Raw genomic sequence first — 26661 nt, forward strand, 5'->3', positions numbered from 1 at the left:
GGCAGCAGGGCAATCCGGTAGATAACACCGCCAGAAAGAAGCCTCGGGCTTTCGAAGATATGTATTCAGGGGATGTCAGTTTTTCAGTTGCCGCGCATGCGCAGTGGGTTCCGGGTATCGAATCCGCCATCGATTGGCAACAGTGGATCAGGGGTGATCGCCAGACGGCCGGTTCGGGGGAACCAGCCGTCAAGGCCATGCCGCCCATGCTGCGGCGGCGTACCAGTCCGGTCGGCAAGCTGGCGCTGGAAACGGCCTACGGCGCATTGACCACCGCGGCATCCCATCCCTCCCACGACACCAGTCCAAACGCCTCGAACCTCGACATCCCGGTCGTCTTTGCCTCGCGCCATGGCGAATGCGCGCGCTCGGTGGAGTTGCAGATGGCCCTGGCCGAAGCCGCGCCGATGTCGCCTACCGCCTTCAGCCTGTCGGTCCACAACGCCAACGCCGGCCTCTTTTCCATCGCCCGCGGTAGCCCTGCCAACACGGTGGCCATCGCCGCCGGCCAGAGCACGGTCGAACACGCCGTCATCGAAGCCTGCGGCCTGCTGGCCGATGGCGCGCCACAGGTCCTGCTGGTGGTCGCCGATGCACCGCTGCCGACGATGTTTGCCGATTTCGCCGATGAACACGAAGAACCCTGCGGCTGGTCCTGGCTGATCCAGGCGGCCGATGAACAGGAGGCCTTGCCCACGCTCTCGCTGCAATGGCAGCAGGCGCACGCGGTCGGCGACGCTGCCCCCCACGCCAACAACACCGCTGCGGGCCCAGCCGCCGTGCTGCGCTTCTTCCTCGATGCGGACGCCTCCACCCTGCACCGCCACGCCGACGGTCGCCGCTGGCAATGGATGCGGCATGCTTGATCGGGTCTTCGCGCTGATCGACCGTGGCTGGCGCATCCTGGCCACGGGCATGTGCTTTGCGCTCTTCGGCCTGGGCGGCCTGCTGTTGCGGCTGGTGGTCTTCCCTATCCTGCAGTTGCTGGTGCGCGACGCGCAGCAGCGCGTGCTGTGGGCGCGCCATATCATCCGCCTGGCGTTTCGCGCCTTCGTCGAACTGATGCGCATCTGCGGCGTGATCCGCTATGAGATCTCGGGCCTGGAGCGCCTGAACCGCAATGGCCAGTTGATCCTGGCCAATCACCCTACGCTCATCGACACGGTGCTGCTGATGGCCTTCGTGCGCCACGCCGACTGCATCGTCAAGAACGCCCTGTGGCGCAATCCATTTACCCGCGGGCCCATCCGCGCCGCCGGCTACATCAGCAATGACCAGGGACCGGACCTGATCGAGGATTGCATCCGCTCCCTGCGCAGCGGCGGCAATCTCATCATCTTCCCCGAAGGCACCCGCACGCCCACGGACGGCCAGATCAGCCTCAAGCGCGGCGCCGCCAACGTGGCGGTGCGCTGCGGCTGCGCCATCACACCGGTGCGCATCCGCTGCACCCCGGTGACCCTCTCCAAGGGCGAGAAATGGTGGCAGGTGCCGGCCACGCGCGCGCACTTCCACCTGCAGATCGGCGACGACCTTCACCTGGACCACATCATCGGCGCCGGCCAGCCGCACCCTGCCGACAATCCCACGCTCGCCGCCCGGCAGCTGACGACCTACCTGCAACAGTACTTCATGAAAGAGAACTAGGCGATGCAAGACCTGGAACAAGATATCAAGCAACTCATCATCGAGGCCCTCGACCTGGAAGACCTGGCCCCCGAGGACATCGACAGCGCCGCGTCCCTCTTCGGCGATGGCCTGGGCCTGGATTCCATCGACGCGCTGGAGCTGGGCATGAGCCTGCAGAAGCGCTATGGCATCAAGCTCTCGGCCAATTCCGAAGAGACCCGCAAGCATTTCGCCTCGGTGCAGGCGCTGGCCGCCCTGGTGGCCAGCCACCAGGCCACGGCCTGAGCAGCCTCCACGCTGCGCACCCTGACACCCCCTCCCAGCCATTTGCAAGAAAAGCACATCATGACCACTCTGACACCTGACATGACCAAGGACGAAATCACCGTGTGGATCGTCGATATGCTGCACGAGATGTTCGAGATCGACAAAGCCGCCATCACGCCCCAGTCCAACCTCTACACCGATCTCGACATCGACAGCATCGACGCCGTCGACATCGTGGTCAAGCTCAACCAGACCACCGGCAAGCGCATCCAGCCCGACGTCTTCCGCAGCGTGCGCACGGTGCAGGACGTCGTCGAGATCCTGGCGACCCTGATGCGCGAACAAGCGCACGCGTGAGCGCATGAAGCCTCCCGCGATGCCCAGGCTGGCCACGCTGGCCGGCCCGCTGTTGATCCTGCTCTATCCCCTGTTGATCTGGTATGCCCACGGCAAGCTCGAGCCACGCACCCTGGCCTTGTCCCTGGTGCTCATCGCCGTGGTGCGCCTGTTCGCCACCCGCACCGGCGGCCCCCTGCGCTGGATGGGCGTAGCCGCGCTGGCGCTGGCCGCACCGGCCGTGTACTGGAATGCGCTGCTGCCGCTGAAGCTCTATCCGGTCGCCATCAGCGCCGGCATGCTGGCCTTGTTCGGCTACAGCCTCTACAAGCCGCCCACCGTGATCGAACGCATGGCGCGCCTGGGTTCGCCCGACCTGCCGCTGTTCGTCATCGCCTATACGCGCCGGGTCACCCAGGTGTGGTGCCTATTCTTCGCCATCAACGGCAGCATCGCCCTGGGTACGGCCCTGTGGTGTTCGCCTGCGGTATGGTCGATGTACACCGGTGTCATTTCCTACATCGCCATGGGGCTGCTGTTTGCCGGCGAATACCTGGTGCGCCTGTATGTTCGGCGACAGCATCATGCGTGAGGCGTCCGCAATGACCGCCCCTGCTCGGCTGGACCTGCTGCAACTGCCGTTCCTGGCCTTTGCCGACGAACGCGTGATCGGCTGGCGTGATGGCGTGGCGGTCACGCACGCGTGCTGGCGCGCCGAGCTGCGGCGCTGGCAGCACCTCGTGCAGGCCACGCCGGGACAGCGCCTGGCGCTGTTCCACCACGACACCCTGCAGTTCGCGGCGGCCCTGTTCGCGATCTGGCTGGCCGGCAAGACGGCCTACCTGCCCAGCGATGCCCTGCCCGACACTTGCCGTCAACTGCAGGGCGAGGTCGATGCCTTCCTCGGCGAGTTCGGGGCGCATTGCCCGGCCTTGCACCCTGCCGACGATGCAGCGGGCGACGATATACCCGACGCCTGGACGGCCTTGCGCGCCGACTTTGCCGGACTGGTGGTCTATACCTCCGGCAGCACCGGCCTGGCCCAGGCCATTCCCAAGCAACTGGGCCAGATGGCCAATGAAGTGGCTACGCTGGAGGCGCTCTTCGGCGCAATCGTGGGCGAGGCCGAGGTCATCGCCACGGTCTCGCACCAGCATATCTACGGCTTGCTCTTCAAGGTCTTGTGGGCGCTGTGCGCGGGACGGCCGGTACATGCGGGCAGCGCCTTCTTCCCGGAAGACCTGCAGCGCATGGCCGGCGCGCGCCCTTGGATACTGCTGTCCAGTCCGGCGCATCTGAAACGCCTGCCCGAACAGAGCACCCAGCCGGATGCGCGCCAGCTGCGCGCCATCTTCTCCTCCGGCGGTCCACTGCCGGCCCAGGCCGCCGCCGATACCGCGCGCCTGCTGGGCCAGCGCCCGCTGGAGATCTATGGCAGCTCCGAGACCGGCGGCATCGCCTGGCGTCAGCCGCAGAACGAGCCCTTGCAGCGTCAGGAACACTGGCAAGCCATGCCTGGGGTGGAGGTACGCCTGGGCGCCGAGGGCGAGCTGGAGGTACGCTCGCCCCATCTGCCCCACCTACCCGATAGCGCCTGGTTCAGCATGGCCGACCGCGCCGCGCTGGTGGCAGGCCAGACGGGACAGTTCGAACTGCGTGGACGTAGCGACCGCATCGTCAAGCTGGAAGAAAAACGCATCTCGCTGACCCGCATCGAACAACTGCTCAATGCCAGTGCGCTGGTGGACGACGTGCGCGTGATCGTTCACCAGGGCCGCCGGGCGCGCCAGTTCATCGCCGCCTTCGTCGTACCGAGTGCGCCAGCGCAGGCCATGCTCGCCGCGCAGGGCAAGCTGGCCCTCAATACGGCCCTCAAGGCCGCATTGGCCGGCGCCATCGAATCCATCGCCCTGCCGCGCCTGTGGCGCTACCTGCCGGCGCTGCCGGTGAACCCGCAAGGCAAGGTCACGCTGGCGGCGCTGACTGCGCTGCTGGAGAGCCCTGCTGCCGTTCCCGTAGTCAGCGCTCCGACCATGCCGCAGGTAAGCGAACTGGAACGCAGCGGCGAACATGTGCAACTGGCGCTGGATATTCCTGCCGACCTGCTCTATTTCCGGGGCCACTTCCCCGGCTCGCCCATCCTGCCGGGCGTGGTGCAGACCGACTGGTCGCTTGCTCTGGGCCGGCGCTACTTCGACCTGCCGCCGCGCTTCCTGGGGCTGCAAGCCTTGAAGTTCCAGCGCGTCATCACGCCCGGCATGCGCGTGCTGCTGGACCTGCAATTCGAGGCGGGCAAGTCGCAGCTGTCCTTCCGGCTGCATTCCGAGGGTGGCCAGCACGCCAGCGGACGCTTCCTGCTGGGGGCGGCATGAACGCATCCGTCGCCCACAACACCGTGGTGGTGATCCCGGTGTTTGACCACGAACACGCCATCGGCGCGGTCGTGGCCGCCGTGCGCGGCCATGGACTGCCCTGCATCCTGATCGACGATGGCTGCAGTCCGGGCTGCGCCGCCGTGCTGCGCCAACTGGCTGCAGCCGACCCGCAAGCGACCACCCTGCTGGTCCATGCCCATAACCAGGGCAAGGGCGGCGCTGTCATGACCGGCCTGCGCCACGCTGCTGCCGCCGGCTACACGCACGCCCTGCAGATCGACGCCGACGGCCAGCATGACAGCGCCGATATCCCGCGTTTCCTGGCCGCTTCGCAGGCGGCTCCGCAAGCCGTCATCAACGGCAGGCCGGTCTATGACGAGAGCGTCCCCAAGGGACGGCTCTACGCCCGTTACCTGACCCACGTGTGGGTGTGGATCAATACACTCTCGCTGGAAATCGTCGATTCGATGTGCGGCTTCCGGCTTTATCCACTGGCGCCGACGTTGCAACTGATCGACCGTGCCGCCATCGGTCGCCGCATGGATTTCGACACCGAGATCCTGGTCCGTCTCTACTGGCGCGGCCTGCGCGTGCACAACCTGGCCACGCGGGTGCGCTATCCGGCCGACGGTGTCTCGCACTTCCAGGTCTGGCTGGACAACGTGCTGATCTCGCGCATGCATGCCCGCCTGTTCTTCGGCATGCTGCTGCGCGCGCCGCTGTTGCTGGGGCGCAGCTGCTGGCGCCGCCTGGGCGTGGGTGGACGCAAGCCATGAGCACTCCCTCGCGTACACGCCACTGGGCGCAGATCAACGAAGTCAGCTTCGTGGCCGGCATGCGCTTGCTGTTTGCGGTCTATCGCCTGCTGGGCCGGCTGCCCTTCCGCCTCATGCTCTATCCAGTGCTGTGCTGGTACATCGCCGTCAATGGCCCGGCCCGCCGCGCCTCGCGCCATTTCCTCGAGCAGGTCCGGCGCTATCACCCGGACTTGCCGCTGCGGACCGGCATCACCGGGGTCTTGCGTCACTTCGCTGCATTCGGTGAAAGCCTGCTCGACAAGATGCTGCTCTGGGGCGGCCTGTTCCCGGTGGACCGGGTCCAGTTGCATGGCAGCGACCACATCACCGACGCCATCGCCGCCGGACGGGGCGGACTCATCATCTGCACCCATCTGGGCAACCTCGAACTGTGCCGCGTGATCGGCCGCCAGCATCCCGCGCTCAAGCTGACGGTGCTGGTCCACACCCGCCATGCCCAGGCCTTCAACCAGATGCTGGCCCAGCTCGATCCGGGCAGCCAGCTCAACCTGATGCAAGTCACCGAGATGTCGCCGGCCACCGCCATCGTGCTGGCCGAGAAAGTGGCCCAGGGCGAGTTCGTGGTCATTGCCGGTGACCGCGTCCCGGTCTCGCCCCAGCCACGGGTCGCGCATGCCTCCTTCATGGGCAGGAGCGCGCCGTTCCCGATCGGTCCCTATGTCATGGCGGCGCTGCTGCAATGCCCGGTCTATCTGATGTTTTCGCGGCGCAGCGCCGAGGGTGCGGAGGTGAGCTTCGAGGCGTTTGGCCAGCAGATCACCCTGCCTCGCAAGCAGCGCGACCAGGTCCTGGCCGAACTGGCCGCCGCCTACGCAACACGACTGGAAGCGCATTGCCTGCAAGCGCCCTACCAGTGGTTCAATTTCTATGATTTCTGGGCCGATTCGGCCCTGGACGAACACCATGCCTCACACTGACCTGACTTCTTCGGCCAGCAGCGCCCCCATCCGCTTCGGTGCCCAGCCACTTGCCATCGAGGATGTGGTGGCGCTGGCGCGGCGCGAGCGCGCCGCGCAACTGCACGACACCCCCGACTTTCGCGCGCGCATTGCGCGCGGCGCCGATTTCCTGGACCGCCTGCTGCGCGAGGATGGCACCATCTATGGCGTCACCACCGGCTATGGCGATTCCTGCACGGTCACCGTACCGCCAGAGCTGGTGCCGGAACTACCGCATCACCTCTACACCTACCACGGCTGCGGCCTGGGCGCGTTGTTCACGCCGGAGCAGGCGCGCGCCATCCTGGCCGCTCGTCTGAACTCCCTGTGCCAGGGTTTCTCGGGTGTGAGCGTGGCGCTGCTGGAACAGATCACCGGCCTGCTGCAGCATGACCTGCTGCCGCAGATTCCTTGCGAGGGTTCGGTGGGTGCCAGCGGCGATCTCACACCGCTGTCCTACCTGGCCGCCGTGCTGTGCGGTGAACGTGATGTCTGGCGCGAGGGCGCCACCGTGCCCGCCGCCCAGGCGCTGGCCGCCGCCGGCATGACGCCGCTGCGCCTGCGTCCCAAGGAAGGCCTGGCCATCATGAACGGTACCGCCGTCATGACCGCGCTGGCCTGTCTGGCCTTCGACCGCGCCCGCTACCTGTGCCAGTTGGCCACCCGCATCACGGCCATGAGCAGCTTTACGCTGGATGGCAACGCCCACCATTTCGACGCCACGCTGTTCTCGGCCAAGCCGCATCCGGGCCAGCAGCAGGTAGCGGCCTGGCTGCAGCGCGACCTGCCCTGCGGCCAGGCGCACCGCAACGAAAAGCGCCTGCAGGATCGCTACTCGGTTCGCTGCGCGCCGCACGTGATCGGCGTGCTCAACGACGCCCTGCCATCGCTGCGCCAGTTCATCGAGAACGAACTCAACAGCGCCAACGACAACCCGCTGATCGACCCGGACGGCGAACGCGTGCTGCATGGCGGCCATTTCTATGGCGGCCACATCGCCTTCGCCATGGACAGCATGAAGACCGCCGTGGCCAACATCGCCGACCTGCTCGATCGCCAGATGGCCCTGATGGTGGACCAGCGCTACAACAATGGCCTGCCGGCCAACCTGTCCGGCGCGCAGGGTGCGCGCGCGCCCATCAACCACGGTCTGAAGGCGCTGCAGATCAGCGCCTCGGCCTGGACCGCCGAAGCCCTCAAGCTGACCATGCCGGCCTCGGTGTTCTCGCGCTCCACCGAATGCCACAATCAGGACAAGGTCAGCATGGGCACCATTGCCGCGCGCGACTGCCTGCGTGTGCTGGAGCTGACCGAACAGGTCGCCGCCGCCCTGCTGATCACGGTGCGCCAGGGCGTATGGCTGCGCAGCCAGCGCCAGCAGATCGGCGACACCCCCTTGCAGGATCTGCCGGCCGGACGCCTGGCCGCGATGCAGGCGGCGCTGTCCGAGGATATCGCCGAGGTCGCCGAAGACCGCATGCTGGAGCCCGACCTGCGCCTGCTGCTGCAGCGCATCCGCGCCCAGGCCTGGAGCCTGTATGACTGAGACCGTCCTGCCTGCGGGCAAGCTCACCCTGGCCAATTCGCCCTGGCGCGGCGAAATCGAATTGCAGATCCAGTTCTATGACCTGGACCCGATGGAAATCGTCTGGCACGGCCGTTATGTCGAATACATGGAAGCCGCGCGCTGCGCCCTGCTCGACGGCATCGGCTACAACTATCCGGCCATGAAGCAATCCGGCTATGCCTGGCCGGTGATCGACCTGCACCTGCGCTATGCCGCGCCGGCCCGTTTCGGCCAGCGCATCCGCGTGAGCGCGGCCATCGTCGAATGGGAAAACCGCCTGCGCATCGATTACCTCATCAGCGACGCCGCCAGCGGTGTCCGCCTGACCCGCGCCTCCACCGTCCAGGTGGCGGTGCAAACAATCAACCACGAGATGTGCTTCGTATCGCCGCCGGTGTTGTGGCACAAGCTCGGACTGACGCCTCCTGCCCCATGAACGCACGCTCCCTCCTCTGCTCGCTGGCATTGCTGGCCCTCCTGCCCACCGCCCGCGCCGCAGCGCCCGTGCAACAGATCCAGGCCACCCTGGCCAAGCCGGCCGTGATGTGCGGACGCTTCGACCAGACCAAGCAGCTGACCGGCATCAAGAAGCCGCTGCAAGCCTATGGCCGCTTCTGCGTGCTCAAGGGCCGCGGCATCCTGTGGCAGACGCTGCAACCGTTTCCCAGCACCCTGCGTATCACCCGCGACGCCATCGTGCAGATCCAGGATGGCCGCGTGGCCATGAAGCTCGATGCGCAACAGGAGCCGGTGGTGAAGATGATCAACAGCGTCCTGTTTTCGCTGCTGGCCGGTGACCTGAGCCAGCTTGACCAGCTCTTCGAACTCGACGGCAGCCTGCGCGACGGTCACTGGCAGGTCGCCCTCAAGGCACGCCAACCGGCGCTGGCCAAGGCCATCGGCGACATCAGCCTGGCCGGCGCCAGCTATGTGGACAAGGTCAGCATGAAGGAAGCCAGCGGCGACCGCACCGACATCAGCTTTTCCGCCATCAAGACCGGAGACGGCGCGATGACGGCAGAAGAAGGAGCGCTGTTTGACTAAGCCGGCCCGCCACCTGCAGCGACTATTGGCGCTGGCCTGGCTGCTGGCCGTGCTGCTGGTGGCCGGCCACAATGCCTGGCTATGGCTGGGCCAGCGCGCCAGCCCCGACACCGACATCCTGGCGCTGCTGCCCGCCGCCAGCAGCAAGGACGCGGTGCGCCAGCAGGCCTTCTCCCACATGGTCGACTCGGCCCAGCAAAAGCTGGTGGTGCTGGTCGGCGACCGCGACTGGAAGCGCGCCCAGGCCGGCGCACGGGCTTACCTCACGGTCCTGCATGCGCATGCCGACCTGTTCGCGCCCATCAGCGACGACAGCGCGCAATGGCAAAGCCAATGGCTGGACAGCCTGGACCGCAGCCGCACCCTGCTGCTGGGCGACGCCCAGCGCGCCCAGTTGGCTACCGTTACGGCGCAGCAGTGGAGCCAGCGCGCCCTGGGCGGCCTGTACGGCGCCTTCGGCGGTCCCCGCCTGGGCGCCTGGCAGGATGATCCCTTCGGACTCTTCGGCGACTGGGTGCAGGAGCGCGCCAGGGAAACGCCGGTGCGGCCGCGCGATGGCATGCTCTTCGTGGAACGCGATGGCGTGAGCTACGCCTTGCTGCTGCTGGAACTGAAGGCCCCAGCGTTTTCGATGCAAGCGCAGGAGCAGGTGGTGCCGCTGCTGGCGCAGGCACGGCAAGCCGCCCGCGCCCAGGCCGATGAAGTCGTCAGCGGCGGCGTGGTCTTGCATGCCGCCGCCGCCAGCGCCCAGGCCGGCAGCGAAAGCGCCACCATCGGCGCGGGCTCGCTGCTGGGCATCCTGCTGTTGATGTGGCTGACCTTCCGTTCGCTCAAGCCTATCCTCTACATCGCCCTGTCCATCGCTGTCGGCTGTCTGGGTGCGCTGTCGGTGAGCATGCTGGTGTTCGGCAAGATCCATCTGCTGACCCTGGTCTTCGGCGCCAGCCTGATCGGCATCGCCCAGGACTATGGCATCTACTTCCTCTGCGCGCGTCTGGCCGCGCCGGCGACGCAGGACTCGGCCACCCTGCTGCGACGTCTGTTGCCGGGGCTGGCGCTGATGCTGCTGGCGGCGCTGATCGGCTATCTCGGTATGGCCTTGACGCCTTTCCCCGGCTTGCAGCAGATGGCCGTGTTCTCGGCGCTGGGACTGGTGTTTGCCTGGCTGACTGTGGCCTGCTGGTTCCCGCAACTGATCGGCCCGCAGACCCTGCGCGCAACGCCGCGTGCGCAAGGCTTCGGCCAGAGCATTGCGCGCTGGCCTGACCTGCTGGGCGGCTTCGCCTGGCACCTGGTCCTGCCCGCTGCGGTGGCGCTGATCGGGCTGTCCATCGCCGGCGTCGCCCGCCTGCACAGCAGCGACGACATCCGCGCCCTGCAGAAGAGTCCGCCCGAATTGCTGCAGGATCAGATGCGCATCAGCCAATTGCTGGAGTTGGCCGCGCCGGTGCAGTTCTACCTGGTGCGCGGCGCATCGGCCGAGGCCGTGCTGCAGCAGGAAGAGGCCTTGCGCGAGAAGCTGCAACCATTGGTAGAACGCAAGCTCATCAGCGGCGTGCAGGCAGTGTCCAACTGGGCGCCCTCGCAACAGCGCCAGCGGGACAACCTGGCCCTGCTGCGGCGAGCGCTGCTGGAGCCCCAGGGCGAATCGCCCGACGCCGTCACGCTGACCGCGCAAGCCATCGGTGAGAGCCCGCAGTGGGCGCAAGCGCTGCGCCAGCGCATGCTCGACAAGGCCCAGTCGATCACGCCCGAGCAATTCCTCGCCACCCCCGCCGGGGCGGCCTCGCGGCACCTGTGGCTGGGCCAGGTGGATGGCCAGTTCGCCAGCATCGTCGCCCTGCGCGGGCTGACCGACTATCGCCAGCTCGGCCAGCTGGCCGCCGTCGCCGAGGGGATGCCAGGGGTGCAATGGGTGGACAAGGTCGGCGAGATCTCATCGGTGCTGCGCCAATACCGGATCTACATGGGCTGGGCGCTGCTGTGCGCCTACGCCGCCATCTTCGCCCTGCTGGCGCTGCGCTACCGCCGCCGCGCCTGGCGCGCGCTGGCGCCGCCGCTGCTGGCCTCGCTGCTGACGCTGGGCCTGTTCGGCTGGCTGGGCCAGCCGCTGCAACTGTTCCACGTGCTGGCCGGACTGCTGGTGCTGGGACTGGGCGTGGATTACGGCATCTTCCTGCTCGAATCGCCCCGGCACCAGCGCGCCCATGCCTGGCTGACCGTCGGCCTGTCGGCGGCCAGCGCGCTGCTGTCCTTCGGCTTGCTGGCCTTGAGCCACAGCCCGCCGCTGCACGCCTTTGGTCTCACCATGCTGTGCGGCATGCTGCTGGTGTGGCTGCTGGCCCCGCTGTTCACCCACCCCGGCCCTGTCGCGCACGCTACGCCAGACGCACAGCCGGACAAGGAATCCGCATGAAGCCCACCCTCCTGCTGGCCGCCGCCAGCGCCGCCGTCATCCTGCTGCTGGGCGGCTGCGCCAGCCCGGTCGCGCCCGATACGCGGCCCTCGGCGCGCCTGTCGCTGCGCCTGGCGCCGGCCGCCCTGGGACAAAGCATCAGCCTGCAACAGCACCTGAAGGTGGAGCGCGGCAGCCGCATCGACGAACTCGACACCGCCCTGGAAATCGATGCCGAGCATCTCGACCTGGTCGGCCTGGCATTCGGCCAGCGTGTCATGTCGCTGCACTTCGACGGACAGCAACTGCAGGTGTGGCGACATGCCCTGCTGCCCAGCCAGGTGCAGGGCGAGGATGTGTTGCAGGATGTGCAACTGACGCTGTGGCCCGCCGACGCCATCCGCCAGGCGCTTCCCGAGGGATGGGAGTTGCGCGAAGCCCAGGCTCAACGTACTCTCCTGCTCCACGGCGAGACGATTGCCGTGATCGACTATCCCGACCAGCGACGCTGGGGCGGTACAGTGATCCTGAACAATCTGCGTTACCACTACAAGCTGACGATACAGTCGGTGGTGACCTCTGAATGACATCGCCACACGCATGAGCCTTTATCTGAACGCCCTCGGCATGGTCTGCCCGCTCGGCAGCGCGCATGACGCCATCCGCGCGCGCCTGCTGGCCGGCGAGAGCGGCCTGCGCGCCGATGCGCGCTACCGCGATGCCGATGGCGCGCCCTTGGCCCTGGGCGCCGTGACCGATGACACGGTGCTTCCCGAGGACGACCACTTGCCGCTGCGCGAACGCAGCCGCAACAACCGCCTGGCGCTGGCCGCGCTGCAACGCATCCGGACGCAGGTCGATGCCGCCATCGCGCGCTATGGCGCAGAGCGCATCGGCATCGTGCTCGGCACCAGCACCTCCGGCATCGCCGAAGGCGAAGCCGCCTTTGCCGCACGCGCAGCCAGCGGCAGCTTTCCACCCGGCTATCACTACGGCCAGCAGGAGCTGGGTTCGCCCGCCACCGCGCTGCAACTGACGCTGGGCACCACGGGCCCAGCCTATGTGCAATCGAGCGCCTGCGCCTCCAGCGGCAAGGCCATCGCCAGCGCCGCGCGCCTGCTCAACATGGGGTTGTGCGACGCAGTCCTCTGTGGCGGCGTCGATACCTTGTGCGAATTCACCATCGCCGGCTTCTCGGCGCTGGAATCGGTGAGCACGCAACGCTGCAATCCGCTCTCACTGCATCGCCAGGGCATCAACATCGGCGAGGGCGCGGCCCTGTTCCTGCTCACGCGTGAACCGGCGGCGGTGCAACTGAGCGGCTGGGGCGAATCGTCCGACGCCTATCACATCTCCGCGCCCGACCCCGAAGGCCGGGGCGCGCAACTGGCCATCGGCCAGGCCCTGCGCCGCGCCGGCCTCACCGCGAGCCAGATCGACTACATCAACCTGCACGGCACGGCCACGCCGCAGAACGACGCCATGGAATCGAAGGTGGTGCAGGCGCTGTTCGGCCTGGAGGTGCCGGTGAGTTCGACCAAGCCCTTCACCGGCCACACCCTGGGCGCGGCCAGCGCCATCGAGGCCGGACTGTGCTGGCTGCTGATGCAGGATGACAACCCTGAAGGCCTGCTGCCGCCGCATCTGTGGGATGGCATCGCTGATCCAGCGCTGCCGCCGCTGAGGCCAGTCCAGGTTGGACAGGCCTTGGGGCGGCCGCTGCAGCACGTGCTGTCGAACTCCTTCGCCTTTGGCGGCAGCAACGTGGCCCTGGTGTTTTCGCGCGGGGAGGCAGCATGAGCACGCTGCAACAAGGCATCCCGCCGATCGAGCAACTGCTGCCGCACGCCGCGCCCATGATCCTCATCGACCGCGTGGTGGCGGTCAATGAAGAACAGCTGCAGGCCGAGCTGGAAATCCGTACCGACAGCCTCTTCCACAACGGCAGCGGCGTGGGCGCGTGGGTGGGCATTGAATACATGGCCCAGAGCATCGCTGCCTGGGCCGGTTACCAGGAACTGCGCCAGGGCGGTCGCGCCAAGATCGGCTTCCTGCTGGGCGCGCGCCGCTACAGTTGTACGGTGCCGGAGTTTGCCACCCGCCTGCGGCTGGGCGTGTCGGTGCAGTTGCTGCTGCAGGCGGAGAACGGACTGGGTTCCTTCGACTGCCGCATCACCGACCTGGCAACCCAACAAGAACTGGCGCAAGCCACCGTGTCGGTGTTCCAACCGCACGACGCAACACACTATCTTCAAGAAGGCATGGCATGACCACAACGGGAGAACACAGCATTTTCGTCACCGGCTCGAGCCGGGGCATTGGCCGCGCCATCGCGCTGCGCCTGGCGCGCCAGGGATATGACATCGTCCTGCACTGCCATGCGCGGCGCGACGCCGCCGACCAGGTTGCAGCCGAAATCACCGCGCTAGGCCGCCAGGTCCGCGTGCTGCAATTCGACGTCGCCAATCGCGAGCAGGCCGCGCAAGTCCTGCTGGCCGATGTGGAACAGCACGGCTGCTACTACGGCGTGGTCTGCAATGCCGGCATCACCCGTGACAATGCCTTCCCCGCCATGCCCGGCGAAGACTGGGATAGCGTGCTGCGCACCAACCTCGATGGTTTCTACAACGTGCTCAATCCGCTGGTCATGCCCATGGTGCGCCGACGCGCAGCGGGGCGCATCGTGACCCTGGCCTCGGTGTCGGGACTGATCGGCAATCGCGGCCAGGTCAACTACAGCGCCGCCAAGGCCGGCGTCATCGGCGCCACCAAGGCGCTGGCGCTGGAACTGGCCAAGCGCGACATCACCGTCAATTGCGTCGCCCCCGGCCTGATCGATACCGACATGACCGAAGACGCGCCGGTTGACGAGATCCTCAAGCTGATCCCCGCCCGCCGCGCTGGCAAGCCCGAGGAAGTAGCCGCCGCCGTGGCCTTCCTGATGTCGCCGGATGCGGCCTACATCACGCGCCAGGTGATCTCGGTCAATGGAGGCCTGGCATGACGCGTCCCCGCATCGAGCGCCGGGTGGTGGTCACCGGCATGGCCGGCATCAGTCCCATCGGCACCGACTGGAACAGCGCGCTGGCGCAGTTGAAGTCCGGCAGCAACGCCGTGCAACGCATGCCGGGATGGGATGAATACGTCGGCCTGCACACCCGCCTGGGCGCACCGGCGGCGGAGTTTTCGCTGACCGAACGCTACAACCGCAAGACCACCCGCAGCATGGGCCGGGTCGCCCTGATGGCCACCCGCGCCAGCGAGTGGGCGCTGGCCGACGCCGGGCTGCTGGACGATCCCCTGCTCAAGAGCGGGCAACTGGGTATCGCCTATGGCTCCTCGGCTGGCACCCCCAATGCGATTGCCGACTTCGCCATGATGTTCGCCGAAAAGAATACCCGCGACATCAACGCCAACACCTACCTCAAGATGATGGCCCACACCGCGCCGGTCAACCTGGGCGTGTTCTTCGGCATCACCGGCCGCATCATCACCACTTCCAGCGCCTGCACCTCGGGCAGCCAGGGCATCGGCTATGCCTACGAGACCATCCGCAGCGGCCGCCAACTGGCCATGGTGGCCGGTGGCGCGGAAGAACTGTGCGCCACCGAAGCAGCGGTGTTCGACACCCTCTACGCCACCAGCGTGCGCAACGACACGCCCCAGGTCACGCCCAGCCCCTTCGATCGCGACCGCGACGGCCTGGTGCTGGGCGAAGGCGCCGGCAGCCTGATCCTGGAAGACCTGGAACACGCCCAGGCGCGCGGCGCACGCATCCATGCCGAAATCGTCGGCTTTGGCACCAACAGTGACGGCGCTCACGTCACCAATCCCAATGCGGCCACCATGCAGGCCGCCATCCAGATGGCGCTGGACGACGCCGGCCTGCCCGCCTCGGCCATTGGCTATATCAACGCCCACGGCACCGGTACGCGCCAGGGCGACGTGGCCGAAACCCAGGCCACCGCGCGCGTGTTCGGCAAGGCCACGCCCATCAGCTCGCTCAAGAGCTACATGGGTCACACCCTGGGCGCCTGCGGGGCGCTGGAAGCCTGGCTGTCCATCGAGATGATGCGCCACGGCTGGTTCGCCCCGACCATCAACCTGCAGCATCCCGACCCCGAGTGCGGCGAACTGGATTACCTCACCGGCAATGGCCGGGCGCTGGAGTGCGAGTACGTGATGTCGAACAACTTTGCCTTCGGCGGCATCAACACCTCGCTCATTTTCAAGCGCTGGCCCTGAACCGGGCCTGCTTTGCAGTCCCCCTGTCTCCACCCATCACAAGGAAAACAAAGCCATGAAGATCTCCTCCCTCGCCCTTGCTCTGACCCTCGCGCTGAGCGCCGCCCTGCCGGCCCAGGCCCGCGACACCAAGCACTTGCTGCCGCTGGACAGCGCCAGCAGCATGAAGGACAAAGAAGGCATCCTGGATGGCTCGGTCAAGTTCTATTTCGCCGGCCAGCCGCACCCGGCGGTGCTGGAAAAGATCTCTACCGATGTCACCAACCAGAAGACCAATGCCTTCGGCAAGAGCGATGAAGAAGCCTGCAAATGGGTCTTCCTCTCGGCCCTGGTGCAGTTGCACAAGAAGGCCAAGGAGCTGGGCGGCAATGGCGTGGTCAACATCGTGAGCTACTACAAGAAGAACGAGATGGCCAGCGCCACCGAATTCGAATGCCATGCCGGGGCGACCATGGCCGGTGTCGCACTCAAGGGCGACATCGTCAAGCTGGGCAAGTAAGCCGGCCATGCCCTCCAGCCTTGCCTGGATCGTGGATGGCCGCCGCGTGCTCCAGGCGGGCAAGTGCGCAGCCATCCCGGCGCACTTGGCAGTACTGCTGTCGCCCAGCGAACGCAGCCGCCTGCAGGGCTTCCAGCGCGCGCCACGCGCCTGCGAATTCCTGCTCGGCCGGCTGCTGATGCGCCATGCGCTGATGCAGGCCAGCGCTTGCCGTCTGGAAGAGATCGATGTCCAAGAACGGCCCGGCTACGCGCCCGTCATACGGATCGCCGGGGCGCTGGCCGACGGCGTCGCACTGCCCGCCGTGAGTCTCTCGCACAGCCGTGGCTGGATCGCCTGCGCCGTCGGGATGGGCACGGCCATCGGCGTGGATATCGAAGCGCCACTGGCTGGACGCGATCTGGCGGCGCTGGCCGAACACGCGTTCACGCCGGCAGAGTTGTCCTGGCTAGCGCAGCAAACCGAGGACGAGGCCGGGGAAGATGCCTTCTATCGCCTGTGGTGCGCCAAGGAGGCCGAATACAAATACCGCCACCACGCCGGCGAGCACAATGCGCTCGCAGCCACCAGCACCCTGCCGACGCTGCACCACGAACGACAGGCGCATTACCACCTGTGCGTCTGCAGCCACGCACCAGCCGGGCAACACCGTAGCGAAGAGATCGCGTTGGAAGCATTGCTGGAATTGACTGAGGGCCAGGAGAACGCATAACGCAGCAGCAATACAGCAGCAATACAGCAGCAGCACACAAGAACACACAACCACGCTGACACTTCAAGGGGAAAACCATATGTCCGCATCACGCACCTGGCTGCTTGCAGCCGCCACACTCCTGTTGACCACCGCCTGCTCCACGCCGGAAGAGCGCATGGCCAAGCTGCAGATCAAGCAGCAGCGGCTGGAAATCAAGGCGCAGCAAGCGGCCCAGCGTAACGGGGTCGCGAGCAAGGCGCAGGCCACGGCGGTGATCGACCAGCGCGCTCCGTTGGAAAATGTCCTCAAGGCCCTGGCCAATTGCGACGCCAGCTTTGCGGCCACCCTGGGCCAGTTCCCGGAAGCCTTGTCGCCCGCCTTCGTGGTCACCAGGAAGGGCAAGATCGGCAGCATCGACGTGCCTGACCGCCGCATCCCTGGCCGCGACCGCGTCGCCGCTGCCGCCAGCGCCCTGGCTTATGGTCAGACCCTGAGCGCCTACTACGACGAGAGCGTCGAGATCAACGGCCAGCCGCAGAAGATCAGCTGGGGCTTCTACAGCCCCTCCACGCCGGAACAGCTGGCCACGGTCCTGGGCGCCGCCATTCCCAACTTCAAGCGCACCAGCCGCGAACTGAACGGCAACTACGTGCGCATGGAAATCTTTGATCGCGGCGGCTGGCACCGCACTACCCGTTTTGATTACTACCGCGGCCAAGCCAATGTGCTGGGCGAACGCACCCTGGTCATCGAACCCTCGCGCGACTCCGCCTTCCCCGGCAGCCGCATCGGCTGCTCGGTGCGTGGATCGCAGGTGGCCCAGTTCCGGGACGAATTGCGGCCCGAGGTGGATTGATCCCTGCTGAAGACGCGCGGAACCGCCTTGCGGCGGTCCCGCGCGTCTTGCACATCACAGGATGCCCTGCAAAAGCAGAACGGCCGCATCAGCGGCCGTTCTTGCTTTCTGCCTTCCTTGCTAGGTCACTTCAGCGCCAGCGACCGCCCGACAGGCAGGTTTGCACGCCGGCCCATCGCGCCGACCACCGCTGACACCGCAACCGGCGCCGGCGAATTAGCGAGCTTGAAGGTGGACACCAGCCCCGCCAGTTGCTCTGCTTGCGTCTTCATCGAGTTGGCTGCCGCAGCAGCTTCTTCGACCAGGGCCGAATTCTGCTGGGTGGCTTCATCCATGTGCGTGATGGCCAGATTGACCTGCGTGATGCCATGACTCTGCTCCTGGCTGGCGTGCGAGATCTCGGCCACGACATCGGTGACGCGCTTGACGCTGGTGACCACGTTCTCCATGGTCGCACCGGCCTGCCCCACCAGGCTGCTGCCCTGCGCGATCTGCCCGACCGAATCATTGATCAGGTCGGTGATCTCCTTGGCTGCCGTGGCGCTTCTTTGCGCCAGGCTGCGCACCTCCGAGGCCACCACCGCAAAGCCGCGGCCTTGCTCCCCGGCGCGTGCCGCTTCTACCGCCGCATTCAAGGCCAGGATGTTGGTCTGGAAGGCAATGCCGTCGATGACGCTGATGATGTCCACGATCTTGCGCGAGGAAGCATTGATGCCTTCCATGGTGCTGACTACCTGCCCCACCACCTGACCGCCCTGGCTGGCGACTTCCGAGGCCGACACCGCAAGCTGGCTGGCCTGTCGGGCATTGTCGGCATTCTGCTTCACCGTCGACATCAGTTCTTCCATGGCCGAGGCAGTCTCTTCCAGCGCGCCGGCTTGCTGTTCCGTGCGGGAAGACAGGTCCATGTTGCCGGTCGCGATTTCAGCGGAGGCTTGCTCGATGGTGTGCGTTCCTTCCCTCACCTTCCCGACGATGTCGGCCAGGCTGTCGCGCATCTTCTTGATGGCGAACAACAGACTGGTCGTGTCGCCCGGCTTGGCATCGACATCCGCAGTGAGATCCCCGGAGGCGATCTGCTGGGCGATGTCAGCCGCATACGCCGGTTCGCCACCAAGCTGCTTGAGCAGACTGCGCGTGATCACAAATGCGACAAGCACGGAAATGACAGCCACGATGCCGGTCAGCACGGCCACCAGCGAGGAAGCCATCGCGGCCATATCCATCGTCGTTTCACGCGCCTTGGCGTTTTCGGCATCGGCCTCGTCGATGACCTTGTTGATATCCAGCACGATCTGGCGACGCAGCGGGCTGCAGTCGTTGACCAGGAAGTCGCGGAACTCCTCCATCTTGCCGCTCTCGCGGTAGATGCGCGGCCGTTTCAGTTCTTCGGCCATCTGCAGCAGGCCGGTGCGCACTTTATCAAATCCCTTGTGGCCGACGAAATGCGGCTCCATGTCTTTGAGGGCCTTGAGGTAGATCTGCTTCTGCTCATCGACGATGGCCAGCTCTTTCTGCGCGTCGGCCTCGGTACGGAATACATAGGCATTACGCGCTGCCAGACCGGTCTGATCGAGCGCTTCGCGCGCAAGATAAAGTGGCAGGAGCCGCTCGACCTGGACGTCGTCTGCGGCCTTGATGGAGCCGGTCAGCCTGTTGATGCTGAACAACGAAATGCCGGCCAGTATGATCGTCAGCGTCAGTAGCAAAGCAAACCCCAGTGACAGCTTGGTGCCGATCTTCATGTTCTTGAACCCATTCATGGATATTCCCTCCGAATTAATCATTAATACGAGTCTTCGATAGAAGTTAATTCAGTGAGAATCAACCTATGTTGGAACCGACTATAGATGAAGCCCTTCCGCAAGGATTTAGGAGATTTCCTGATAAGGACGAGCTTTGACGCGATAACAACAAGCAATGCGAGTTGTCGGTGCCGGAGAGGGAAAGGAAGCGCGTTCGCGCAGGCAGGGCGGGCCTGTCAGGCCAGCGCCCTCTGCACGGATATCGATGGGAACCCTGGCCAACGAGCTTGAGGAGCCATGGCGCACGCCAGGCTGGAGACTGGCTCAGTCGCGCCCACCCGCTGGCGGGCGCCCATGCCAGGCATCCTCCAGCAGGGCATGCAGAGCTTCGCGCTGCAAGGGACGCGGATTGGCATAGGCATTCTGCAAGGCGATCTCGGTGCATTGCGCCAGGGCCTCATAGGGCATGCCCAGTTCCTTCAGGGACAGCGGGGCATGCAATGCACGCGCCAGCGCATAGACGCCCTGCGCGGCATCCTCGACGCCGAGCGCGCGCGCAATGCGCTGCATCGCCTGCGGGGCTGCGGCGGCGTTATAGGCCAGGGCATGCGGCAGGATCACCGTGTGTGTCTGCGCATGCGGCAGGTTGTAGCTGCCGCCCAGCGTATGGCAGAGCTTGTGGTGCAGCGACATCCCCACATTGCCCAGCACCGTGCCGCATAGCCAGGCGCCATACAGGCAGCGGCTGCGGGCGTCGATATCATCGGCGCGCGCGGCGATCTGCGGCAGACCTTCGGCCAGGGCGCGCAGGCCTTCTTCGGCCAGCAGCGACATGATGGGATTGGCGTCGGGCGCATATAGACCCTCGGCGGCGTGCGCCATGGCGTTGATGCCGCTGGTGACCGACAGGTCCAGCGGCAGCCCCAGGCTCAGCGCGGGATCGTAGATGACCGTGCGCGGCAGCACCCGGGCATCGCGCCCGGTCTTCTTCCGTCCCGCCTCGGTGAGGCCATAGATCGGCGTCATCTCGCTGCCAGCGTAGGTGGTGGGGATGGCCAGGATAGGCAGCTCCGACTCCAGCGCAATGGCCTTGCCCAGGCCCATGGTGGAGCCGCCGCCGATGGCGATGGCGCAATCCGCGCCCAGCGCACGGGCGACCTCACGGGCGTGGCGGGCGGTTTCTATCGGCACATGCATCACGGCCTGGTCGAAGATGCCGGCGCAGCGCGCACCGATGAGGGCGGCCACGCGTTCGGCCTCGGCGCGCTGGCCGGGCGTACACAGCACCAAGGCGCGTTGCGCGCCCAGCAGTTCGGTCTCGCGCACCAGGTGCTGCAGGCTGCCGTGGCCAAAGATCACGCGGGCGGCGGCGCTGGTATAGGTGAAGGCTTGCATGGTAGGGGCTCAGTTGCGCAGAGGATTGAGGACGAAATCATAGTCCAGCGTATAGAAAGGCTGCTCGCACTGCGTGCCGTCGGGGGCCGTGCCAGCGGGATGGCGCGGCCAGTCGGCGATGAGCGTGGAGCGTACGCCAAAGACCGCGTCCGAATCGAGATAGGCATCGCCACGACGGAAGACGTGGGTAATCAAGGTTTCATAGCCCTCGGCCTGGATGCGGAAATGCAGGTGCGCCGGTCGCCAGGGATGGCGACCCAGCTTGTCCAGCATCCGCCCCACCGGACCGTCATGGGGAATCGGATAGGAATTGGCCAGGATGCAGCGGAAATGGTAGCGCCCCTGGGCGTCGGTGAAGAGCGTGCCGCGTGCGCGTGCTGATCCAGGTCGGCATATTGCACGTCGTAGAAGCCGTCTTCATCGGCCTGCCAGACTTCCATGCGGGCCTGGGCCAGCGGCTGGCCGTCGCGCCCGCGCACGCAGCCGCTGACGAAGCAGGGCTCGCCCTTGGCGCCGTTGGCGATGTCCGCGCCCAGCGGGTACTGCGGTGCATCCTCGACGTGGAAGGGACCGAACACGGTGGCCTCGGTGCAATCGGCGGGCTTGTGGTTCTGCTGCGCCATGACCAGGGTGGACAGGCCCAGGGTGTCGGAGAGCAGGATGAACTCCTGGCGCTGGTCCTAACAGAGCTGCCCGGTCTCGGTCAGGAAACGGATGCCGGCAAACCATTCTTCCTCGGTCAGCTTGACCTCGCGGGCGAAGGCGTGCAGATGTTGAACCAGGCTGGTCATGATCTGGCGCAGGCGTTCGTCGGCCAGGCCGGCATGGCGGGCCAGGACGGCCTGGGTGATGGTGTCTTCGTTCAGGTTGAGCATGGTCTCCTCCTTGGCAGGATGAATTATTTTTCCGGTGCACGGTAATATAAAGGGCAGTTGCGCCCGGATATATGCATCAATCGGAAAACTGTTTTCCACTTTGGGCCTAGGGCCTGTTCACACTTAATCTGCGAGTGCGAGAGGTCGCCAAGCGTTGACTGCCTAGGCGCGGCGACGCGCCGTGGTGGCGCCACGGCAAGGAGCTGCAACAACGGCAGGCGACGCTTGGCGGCCTCTCCCGGAGGGTTGCCCCCAGAAGGCGCGCTGGCCGCGTTGCACGTCAGGGCTGGTGGCACCACCACCAGCCCTGACGCGCGCCTTCTGGGGGCAACGCATCTCGCAGATTAAGTGTGAACAGACCCTAAGGAGCTGGCGTGGATCGCTGGAGTCAATTCGAACTGTTCGTCCAGGTGGCCGAACTGGGCAGCCTGTCCCGCGCGGCCGAAGCGCTGGGCCTGTCCAATGCCGCCGCCAGCCGGGCGCTGGCGGCCCTGGAACAGCGCCTGGGCGCGCGCCTGGTGGAGCGCAGCACGCGCCGGCTGGGCCTGAGCCGCGCAGGCGAGGACTTCTACCGCCACTGCAAGGCGGCGCTCACGCAGATGAAGGAGGCCGAGCAAGAGGTCAATGCCGCCAGCGCAGCGCCGAGCGGCACGTTGCGCATCACCTCGTCGCTGTCCTTCTGCATGAAGCACATCAGCCCGCTGCTGCCGCGCTTTCACCAGCGCTATCCCGACATCACGCTCGAGCTCATCGCCGCCAACCGCTACATGGACCTGCTCGACAGCGATATCGACCTGGCCATCCGCACCCGCGAATTCGAACCCGACGCCAACATCGCCGTGCGCCGCCTGGCCACGACCCGCCACATCCTGGCGGCCGCGCCAGGCTACCTGGCCGCACGTGGCACGCCGCGTACCCTGGACGATCTGGCCCGGCATGACCTGCTGGTCTACAGCCACGCCAAGGAGCCCAACCGCCTGCGCCTGACCGGACGCGACGGCAGCCAGCGCACGCTGGAGATCAAGAGCCTGATGCAGTCGAACGATGGCCAGATCATCCGCGCCGCCGCCCTGGAGGGATTGGGCATCCTGATCCAGCCCAACTACATCATCTACGACGACGTGGTGGCGGGCCGCCTGGTGCCGGTCCTGGACGAATGGGACCTGCCCCGCCTGAGCATCAACATCGCCTATCAGGGACGCAAGCATCTGCCGGCGCGGGTCAGGGTCTTCATCGATTTCCTGGTACAGCATTTCGAAGAGATGGACTACGAGCGGAAATGGACGCGCTGAGCTGCGACGCCGAAAAATACCTTTCGGTAAATAATAATACCGATCAGTAGCAAACCCTTGCGATTGAGGTTAAGCTAGCGCATGGCTGCCATTTCACTAGGAGTCGTTCCCATGTCCATCGCTTGCCCCTCCGCTTGCCCCTCCGTCTTCCTGCCTCTGCGACTGCGTCCCGCCCGCCTGGCCGCGTGCGTGCTGCTGCTGGCCACCGCCCTGGCGGCGCTGCCCGGCCACGCTGCGGCGTCCTGGCGCGAGGCCTTGCCCGCGGCCCAGCCCATCGGCAGCGGCACGATGACCTGGCTGGGTTTCCGCATCTACCAGGCCACCCTGTGGGCGGGGCAGCGGCCGCTGGACCCCGGCCAGCCCTTTGCCCTGCAGTTGGACTACAAGGTCAAGATCAGCCGCGACAAGTTGGCCAGCACCTCCATCGAGGAAATCCAGCGCATGAGCCCCACACCCATCGCCGCCACCACGCTGGCGCGCTGGAAGGAAGAGCTGGCGCGCGCCTTCGTCGACGTGGCCGATGGCGATGAACTGGTGGGCCTGTACCTGCCGGGGCGCGGCATGCGTCTCTACGACCGCGACAAGCAACTGGCCGAGATCGCCGACCCCGAGCTGGCGAAAGCCTTCTTCAACATCTGGCTGGGCCAGCCCAGCCGCGACGAGAGCCTGCGCCGCCGCCTGCTGGGGGAAAATCCTTGAGTGCTGCCCCCCCGCGCGGCCAGGACGCCGCCTACGGCTTGCTGGGCGCACCGCTGGCGATGGCGGCCTTGCCGCTATTCGTGCAGATCCCGGCCTACTACGCCAGCCATGTCGGCCTGGCGCTGGCGCCGCTGGGCTGGGTGCTGTTCGGCGCGCGCCTGCTGGACATGTTGCAAGACCCGGTGTTCGGCCACCTGCTGGATCGCTCGGCGCACCGCCAGAAGCGCTGGATGGCCATGGCCGGCGCAGTGCTGGCCGTGGCCTTCGTCTGCCTGTGGAAGCCGCCGCAGGATCCGCACGCCGCCATGCTGTGGCTGGTGGCCATGCTGGTGCTGGCCTACGGGGCGCACAGCATGCTCAGCATCGCCTACCTGTCGTGGGCGTCGCGACTGCCGGAGAAGGGCTTGCGCGCCGTCGCCTGGCGCGAGGCAGCGGGACTGGCCGGGGTGATCGTAGCCAGCGTGATCCCGGCCGCCATCCTCGCGGCCGAAGCCAGCCGGATCGATGCGCGCATCACCTTCTACTGCGCCGGCTTTGCCGCCTTGCTGGGGCTGGCATTGCTGGTGCTGCTGCGGCAGAACCCGCCGCCCCAGCCGCAGGCCGACGGCCATCACTGGAAGAGCGCCCTGCGCGGCCTGTGGGAGACCCACGCCTTCCGCACCCTGTTGCCGCCCTATCTGCTCAATGCCCTGTCGGCCGCGATTGCGGCCACGCTGGCGCTGTTCTTCATCGAGGATCAATTGCAGCAGGGCCGGCTGGCCGGGCTGTTCCTGGCGGCCTACTTCGGCGCAGCGGCGCTGGGCTTGCCGCTCTGGGGGGCGCTCTCGCGTCGTGTCGGCGCGGTGGCCTGCTGGCGCTATGCGATGCTGCTCTCGGTGGCCGGCTTCATCGGCGCAGCGCTGCTGGGGCCGGGTGATCGCCTGGCCTTCCTGGCGGTGTGCCTGGCTACTGGCGCCGCGCTGGGGGCCGACCTGCTGCTGCCGCCGGTGCTGCTGGCGCGCTCGGTGCCGCAAGCGCAAGCCGTGGGCGTCGCCTTTGGCATCCTCACCATGCTGGGCAAGCTGGCCCTGGCGCTCTCCGGTATTGCACTGCCGCTGCTGGCGGCGCTGGATTACCGCCCGGGCCAGGGTCCCAGCGTGAGCCTGCCGCTGGTCTATGCGGTGCTGCCCTGCCTGCTCAAGCTGCTGGCCTGGCAGGTGCTGGGCCACTATGGCCGCCGCTTTCCTGCTTCCGGACAGGCATGAGCAAGGCCCCCGCCGCCCCGCCCCGGGCCGCCACGCTGCGCCTGATCCTGGGCGACCAGTTGAACGCCCGGCACTCCTGGTTCGACCAGTGCGATGACCGGGTGGTCTACGTACTCATGGAAGTGCGCAGCGAGACCGACTATGTGCTGCACCACGCGCAAAAGATCCTGGCCCTCTTTGCCGCCATGCGCGACTTCGCCGGACATCTCAAGGCCGGCGGCCACCGGGTGCGTTACATCCGGCTCGACGACCCCAGCAACCGCCAGTCGCTGGTGGACAATCTGAGCGCCCTGGCGCGGCACTACCAGGCCAGCCAGGTGCAATGGCAGGCCCCCGACGAGTGGCGCGTCGATGAGGCGCTGCGGCAGTGGGCGCAAGCACAGCCGCTGGAGACCTCCATGGTCGATAGCGAGCATTTCCTCACCGATCGCCACGAACTGCCGCGCCTCTTCAGCGGCCGCAAGCAGTGGCTGATGGAACATTTCTACCGCCAGATGCGGCGGCGCTTCGAACTCTTGCTGGAAGCCGACGGCAGCCCGGCCGGCGGCCAGTGGAATTTCGACCACGACAACCGCAAACGCTGGCCCGGCACGCCCGCCGAGCCGGCCGACTGGCGCCAGCCGCATGATCACGGGGCGCTGTGGGAGATGTTGCAGGCCAGCGCGGTGCCGACCTTCGGCGATCCCCAGGCCAGCCAGTTGCGCTGGCCGCTGAACCGGGAAGAAGCACTGGCGCACCTGGAACACTTCATCACCCACGCCCTGCCCTGCTTCGGCGATTTTGAAGACGCCATGAGCAGCCGCGCCCAGCGGCTGTTCCATTCGCTGCTGTCGTTCGCCCTGAACGTGAAGATGCTGCATCCGCTGGAAGTGGTGCGGCGCGCCGAAGAGGCCTACCGCGAGGGGCAGGCGCCGCTGGCGGCAGTGGAAGGCTTTGTGCGCCAGATCATCGGCTGGCGCGAATACGTGCGCGGCATCTACTGGTCGCAGATGCCCGGCTATGAGGACCACAATGCGCTGGACCATGCGTTGCCACTGCCGGCCTGGTTCTGGACCGGCCAGACCCGCATGCGCTGCCTGCAGCAGGCCATCGGCCAGTCCCTGCAGAGCGCCCACGCCCATCACATCCAGCGCCTGATGGTGATCGGCAATTTCGCGCTGCTGGCCGGCCTCGATCCCAAGGCCCTGCACCAGTGGTACCTGGGCATCTATATCGACGCCTTCGAATGGGTGGAACTGCCCAATACCCTGGGCATGAGCCAGTGGGCCGACGGCGGCATCATCGCCACCAAGCCCTATGTCAGCAGCGCCGCCTACATCGGACGCATGAGCGACTATTGCCAGGGCTGCGCCTATGATCCCAGGCAGAGGCATAGCGAGGACGCCTGTCCCTACAACGCCCTCTACTGGGACTTCTTCCTGCGCCACCAGGAGCGCTTCGGCAAGAATGCCCGCATGGGCAGGGCCTACCAGCAGCTAAGCAAGATGGATACGCAGGAACTGGGCCGCCTGCGCGAACGGGCGACCCAGCTGCGCGCGCGCCTGGACCAGCTCTGACCTGCCGGCGGCCTCGCCGGAAGCGATGAAAGCGGCTGGAAAAGTAACAAAAACTGACGAAGTCGCACGAAATCGCTGCATAATGCACAGAAAAAGTTCCGTCTGGCACAAGCGTTGTTTCCACATCGGAAAATCTCGCCGCGACGCTGTTGTTTTTGAAGAAAAACGATTATATTGAATTTAAATTCTATC

The 26661-nt window shown here is 66.4% G+C and carries 26 protein-coding genes and 1 pseudogene; 24 read left to right on the forward strand and 3 right to left on the reverse strand.

Annotation, left to right across the window (positions count from 1 at the left end):
• Nucleotides 1-59 precede the first annotated feature (59 nt).
• The 20 genes from BGK68_RS26195 to BGK68_RS26290 all read left to right on the forward strand — a co-directional run bounded on the left by BGK68_RS26195 (nucleotide 60) and on the right by BGK68_RS26290 (nucleotide 17663).
• Entirely contained in the window at nucleotides 60-866 is an 807-nt protein-coding gene (locus BGK68_RS26195) for a beta-ketoacyl synthase chain length factor (RefSeq protein WP_233149424.1), read from the forward strand.
• The gene (locus BGK68_RS26200) at nucleotides 859-1647 is read left to right on the forward strand and encodes a lysophospholipid acyltransferase family protein (RefSeq protein ID WP_075259484.1); all 789 of its coding nucleotides are present in this window, start codon (nucleotides 859-861) and stop codon (nucleotides 1645-1647) included. Before BGK68_RS26195 ends, BGK68_RS26200 begins: the two co-directional genes overlap by 8 nt.
• A 3-nt stretch (nucleotides 1648-1650) precedes the next feature.
• Nucleotides 1651-1914, forward strand: a complete 264-nt coding sequence (locus BGK68_RS26205; RefSeq protein WP_075259485.1) for a phosphopantetheine-binding protein — start codon at nucleotides 1651-1653, stop codon at nucleotides 1912-1914.
• Between the two features lie 60 nt (nucleotides 1915-1974).
• A complete protein-coding gene (locus BGK68_RS26210; protein ID WP_013235644.1) occupies nucleotides 1975-2253 on the forward strand; it encodes an acyl carrier protein in 279 nt (92 codons plus the stop codon).
• A gap of 4 nt (nucleotides 2254-2257) precedes the next feature.
• Complete coding sequence (locus tag BGK68_RS26215) at nucleotides 2258-2824, forward strand: COG4648 family protein (RefSeq protein WP_013235645.1); 567 nt, start codon at nucleotides 2258-2260, stop codon at nucleotides 2822-2824.
• 10 nt (nucleotides 2825-2834) lie between these two features.
• Nucleotides 2835-4604 carry an AMP-binding protein gene (locus BGK68_RS26220; RefSeq protein WP_198937265.1) on the forward strand — a complete coding sequence of 590 codons (1770 nt, stop codon included), beginning with the start codon at nucleotides 2835-2837 and terminating at the stop codon, nucleotides 4602-4604.
• Nucleotides 4601-5383: a glycosyltransferase family 2 protein gene (locus BGK68_RS26225; RefSeq protein ID WP_075259486.1), complete on the forward strand. Its 783-nt coding sequence runs from the start codon at nucleotides 4601-4603 to the stop codon at nucleotides 5381-5383. Before BGK68_RS26220 ends, BGK68_RS26225 begins: the two co-directional genes overlap by 4 nt.
• Nucleotides 5380-6342 carry an LpxL/LpxP family acyltransferase gene (locus tag BGK68_RS26230; protein ID WP_075259487.1) on the forward strand — a complete coding sequence of 321 codons (963 nt, stop codon included), beginning with the start codon at nucleotides 5380-5382 and terminating at the stop codon, nucleotides 6340-6342. The genes BGK68_RS26225 and BGK68_RS26230 overlap by 4 nt, the downstream gene beginning before the upstream one ends.
• On the forward strand, nucleotides 6329-7909 hold the full coding sequence (locus BGK68_RS26235; RefSeq protein WP_075259488.1) for an HAL/PAL/TAL family ammonia-lyase: 1581 nt from the start codon (nucleotides 6329-6331) through the stop codon (nucleotides 7907-7909). Before BGK68_RS26230 ends, BGK68_RS26235 begins: the two co-directional genes overlap by 14 nt.
• Nucleotides 7902-8366 carry an acyl-CoA thioesterase gene (locus tag BGK68_RS26240; protein WP_075259489.1) on the forward strand — a complete coding sequence of 155 codons (465 nt, stop codon included), beginning with the start codon at nucleotides 7902-7904 and terminating at the stop codon, nucleotides 8364-8366. The genes BGK68_RS26235 and BGK68_RS26240 overlap by 8 nt, the downstream gene beginning before the upstream one ends.
• Complete coding sequence (locus BGK68_RS26245; RefSeq protein ID WP_075259490.1) at nucleotides 8363-8974, forward strand: outer membrane lipoprotein carrier protein LolA; 612 nt, start codon at nucleotides 8363-8365, stop codon at nucleotides 8972-8974. Before BGK68_RS26240 ends, BGK68_RS26245 begins: the two co-directional genes overlap by 4 nt.
• Nucleotides 8967-11390, forward strand: coding sequence for an MMPL family transporter (locus tag BGK68_RS26250; protein ID WP_075259491.1), 2424 nt, complete (start codon nucleotides 8967-8969; stop codon nucleotides 11388-11390). Before BGK68_RS26245 ends, BGK68_RS26250 begins: the two co-directional genes overlap by 8 nt.
• Entirely contained in the window at nucleotides 11387-11956 is a 570-nt protein-coding gene (locus BGK68_RS26255; RefSeq protein WP_075259492.1) for a DUF3261 domain-containing protein, read from the forward strand. The genes BGK68_RS26250 and BGK68_RS26255 overlap by 4 nt, the downstream gene beginning before the upstream one ends.
• Before the next feature lie 13 nt (nucleotides 11957-11969).
• On the forward strand, nucleotides 11970-13169 hold the full coding sequence (locus BGK68_RS26260; RefSeq protein ID WP_075259493.1) for a beta-ketoacyl-[acyl-carrier-protein] synthase family protein: 1200 nt from the start codon (nucleotides 11970-11972) through the stop codon (nucleotides 13167-13169).
• Nucleotides 13166-13639: an ApeP family dehydratase gene (locus BGK68_RS26265; RefSeq protein WP_075259494.1), complete on the forward strand. Its 474-nt coding sequence runs from the start codon at nucleotides 13166-13168 to the stop codon at nucleotides 13637-13639. Before BGK68_RS26260 ends, BGK68_RS26265 begins: the two co-directional genes overlap by 4 nt.
• The gene (fabG, locus tag BGK68_RS26270) at nucleotides 13636-14373 is read left to right on the forward strand and encodes a 3-oxoacyl-ACP reductase FabG (protein ID WP_075259495.1); all 738 of its coding nucleotides are present in this window, start codon (nucleotides 13636-13638) and stop codon (nucleotides 14371-14373) included. Before BGK68_RS26265 ends, fabG begins: the two co-directional genes overlap by 4 nt.
• The gene (locus tag BGK68_RS26275; protein ID WP_075259496.1) at nucleotides 14370-15614 is read left to right on the forward strand and encodes a beta-ketoacyl-ACP synthase; all 1245 of its coding nucleotides are present in this window, start codon (nucleotides 14370-14372) and stop codon (nucleotides 15612-15614) included. The genes fabG and BGK68_RS26275 overlap by 4 nt, the downstream gene beginning before the upstream one ends.
• A gap of 55 nt (nucleotides 15615-15669) precedes the next feature.
• Nucleotides 15670-16113 carry an excinuclease ATPase subunit gene (locus tag BGK68_RS26280; RefSeq protein WP_075259497.1) on the forward strand — a complete coding sequence of 148 codons (444 nt, stop codon included), beginning with the start codon at nucleotides 15670-15672 and terminating at the stop codon, nucleotides 16111-16113.
• Between the two features lie 7 nt (nucleotides 16114-16120).
• The gene (locus BGK68_RS26285) at nucleotides 16121-16825 is read left to right on the forward strand and encodes a 4'-phosphopantetheinyl transferase family protein (RefSeq protein ID WP_075259498.1); all 705 of its coding nucleotides are present in this window, start codon (nucleotides 16121-16123) and stop codon (nucleotides 16823-16825) included.
• A gap of 79 nt (nucleotides 16826-16904) precedes the next feature.
• Nucleotides 16905-17663 (forward strand): hypothetical protein, encoded by a 759-nt coding sequence (locus BGK68_RS26290; RefSeq protein WP_075259499.1) that lies wholly within the window; start codon nucleotides 16905-16907, stop codon nucleotides 17661-17663.
• 125 nt (nucleotides 17664-17788) lie between these two features.
• On the opposite strand, the gene BGK68_RS26295 is transcribed toward BGK68_RS26290, so the two are convergent.
• The 3 genes and pseudogenes from BGK68_RS26295 to BGK68_RS26305 all read right to left on the reverse strand — a co-directional run bounded on the left by BGK68_RS26295 (nucleotide 17789) and on the right by BGK68_RS26305 (nucleotide 21678).
• Nucleotides 17789-19426: a methyl-accepting chemotaxis protein gene (locus BGK68_RS26295; RefSeq protein WP_075259500.1), complete on the reverse strand. Its 1638-nt coding sequence runs from the start codon at nucleotides 19424-19426 to the stop codon at nucleotides 17789-17791.
• Nucleotides 19427-19732: 306 nt separating this feature from the next.
• Nucleotides 19733-20803 carry a maleylacetate reductase gene (locus tag BGK68_RS26300; RefSeq protein ID WP_075259501.1) on the reverse strand — a complete coding sequence of 357 codons (1071 nt, stop codon included), beginning with the start codon at nucleotides 20801-20803 and terminating at the stop codon, nucleotides 19733-19735.
• Nucleotides 20804-20812: 9 nt separating this feature from the next.
• Nucleotides 20813-21678, reverse strand: a pseudogene (locus tag BGK68_RS26305) (intradiol ring-cleavage dioxygenase).
• Between the two features lie 374 nt (nucleotides 21679-22052).
• Between BGK68_RS26305 and BGK68_RS26310 the strand changes: the two are divergent.
• The 4 genes from BGK68_RS26310 (at nucleotide 22053) to BGK68_RS26325 (ending at nucleotide 26469) form a co-directional block, all read left to right on the forward strand.
• Entirely contained in the window at nucleotides 22053-22970 is a 918-nt protein-coding gene (locus BGK68_RS26310) for a LysR family transcriptional regulator (protein ID WP_075259502.1), read from the forward strand.
• A gap of 111 nt (nucleotides 22971-23081) precedes the next feature.
• Entirely contained in the window at nucleotides 23082-23669 is a 588-nt protein-coding gene (locus BGK68_RS26315) for a chalcone isomerase family protein (protein WP_075259503.1), read from the forward strand.
• Nucleotides 23666-24913, forward strand: a complete 1248-nt coding sequence (locus BGK68_RS26320) for an MFS transporter (protein WP_075259504.1) — start codon at nucleotides 23666-23668, stop codon at nucleotides 24911-24913. Before BGK68_RS26315 ends, BGK68_RS26320 begins: the two co-directional genes overlap by 4 nt.
• Nucleotides 24910-26469, forward strand: a complete 1560-nt coding sequence (locus BGK68_RS26325) for a cryptochrome/photolyase family protein (RefSeq protein WP_075259505.1) — start codon at nucleotides 24910-24912, stop codon at nucleotides 26467-26469. Before BGK68_RS26320 ends, BGK68_RS26325 begins: the two co-directional genes overlap by 4 nt.
• Nucleotides 26470-26661 lie beyond the last annotated feature (192 nt).

It is taken from the genome of Herbaspirillum camelliae, from assembly GCF_001929405.1.
Lineage (GTDB): Bacteria > Pseudomonadota > Gammaproteobacteria > Burkholderiales > Burkholderiaceae_D > Herbaspirillum > Herbaspirillum seropedicae.

What these genes read in the sequence shown, in the direction of transcription:
- BGK68_RS26210 (WP_013235644.1), top strand. Translation starts at nt 1,975, where the DNA reads ATGACCACTCTGACACCTGACATGACCAAGGACGAAATCACCGTGTGG.
- BGK68_RS26300 (WP_075259501.1), bottom strand. Translation starts at nt 20,803, where the DNA reads ATGCAAGCCTTCACCTATACCAGCGCCGCCGCCCGCGTGATCTTTGGC.
- BGK68_RS26290 (WP_075259499.1), top strand. Translation starts at nt 16,905, where the DNA reads ATGTCCGCATCACGCACCTGGCTGCTTGCAGCCGCCACACTCCTGTTG.
- BGK68_RS26280 (WP_075259497.1), top strand. Translation starts at nt 15,670, where the DNA reads ATGAAGATCTCCTCCCTCGCCCTTGCTCTGACCCTCGCGCTGAGCGCC.
- BGK68_RS26255 (WP_075259492.1), top strand. Translation starts at nt 11,387, where the DNA reads ATGAAGCCCACCCTCCTGCTGGCCGCCGCCAGCGCCGCCGTCATCCTG.
- BGK68_RS26215 (WP_013235645.1), top strand. Translation starts at nt 2,258, where the DNA reads ATGAAGCCTCCCGCGATGCCCAGGCTGGCCACGCTGGCCGGCCCGCTG.
- BGK68_RS26195 (WP_233149424.1), top strand. Translation starts at nt 60, where the DNA reads ATGTATTCAGGGGATGTCAGTTTTTCAGTTGCCGCGCATGCGCAGTGG.
- BGK68_RS26245 (WP_075259490.1), top strand. Translation starts at nt 8,363, where the DNA reads ATGAACGCACGCTCCCTCCTCTGCTCGCTGGCATTGCTGGCCCTCCTG.
- BGK68_RS26205 (WP_075259485.1), top strand. Translation starts at nt 1,651, where the DNA reads ATGCAAGACCTGGAACAAGATATCAAGCAACTCATCATCGAGGCCCTC.
- BGK68_RS26200 (WP_075259484.1), top strand. Translation starts at nt 859, where the DNA reads ATGCTTGATCGGGTCTTCGCGCTGATCGACCGTGGCTGGCGCATCCTG.
- BGK68_RS26225 (WP_075259486.1), top strand. Translation starts at nt 4,601, where the DNA reads ATGAACGCATCCGTCGCCCACAACACCGTGGTGGTGATCCCGGTGTTT.
- BGK68_RS26240 (WP_075259489.1), top strand. Translation starts at nt 7,902, where the DNA reads ATGACTGAGACCGTCCTGCCTGCGGGCAAGCTCACCCTGGCCAATTCG.
- BGK68_RS26220 (WP_198937265.1), top strand. Translation starts at nt 2,835, where the DNA reads ATGACCGCCCCTGCTCGGCTGGACCTGCTGCAACTGCCGTTCCTGGCC.
- BGK68_RS26260 (WP_075259493.1), top strand. Translation starts at nt 11,970, where the DNA reads ATGAGCCTTTATCTGAACGCCCTCGGCATGGTCTGCCCGCTCGGCAGC.
- BGK68_RS26295 (WP_075259500.1), bottom strand. Translation starts at nt 19,426, where the DNA reads ATGAATGGGTTCAAGAACATGAAGATCGGCACCAAGCTGTCACTGGGG.
- BGK68_RS26230 (WP_075259487.1), top strand. Translation starts at nt 5,380, where the DNA reads ATGAGCACTCCCTCGCGTACACGCCACTGGGCGCAGATCAACGAAGTC.
- BGK68_RS26235 (WP_075259488.1), top strand. Translation starts at nt 6,329, where the DNA reads ATGCCTCACACTGACCTGACTTCTTCGGCCAGCAGCGCCCCCATCCGC.
- BGK68_RS26265 (WP_075259494.1), top strand. Translation starts at nt 13,166, where the DNA reads ATGAGCACGCTGCAACAAGGCATCCCGCCGATCGAGCAACTGCTGCCG.
- BGK68_RS26325 (WP_075259505.1), top strand. Translation starts at nt 24,910, where the DNA reads ATGAGCAAGGCCCCCGCCGCCCCGCCCCGGGCCGCCACGCTGCGCCTG.
- BGK68_RS26275 (WP_075259496.1), top strand. Translation starts at nt 14,370, where the DNA reads ATGACGCGTCCCCGCATCGAGCGCCGGGTGGTGGTCACCGGCATGGCC.
- BGK68_RS26285 (WP_075259498.1), top strand. Translation starts at nt 16,121, where the DNA reads ATGCCCTCCAGCCTTGCCTGGATCGTGGATGGCCGCCGCGTGCTCCAG.
- fabG (WP_075259495.1), top strand. Translation starts at nt 13,636, where the DNA reads ATGACCACAACGGGAGAACACAGCATTTTCGTCACCGGCTCGAGCCGG.
- BGK68_RS26315 (WP_075259503.1), top strand. Translation starts at nt 23,082, where the DNA reads ATGTCCATCGCTTGCCCCTCCGCTTGCCCCTCCGTCTTCCTGCCTCTG.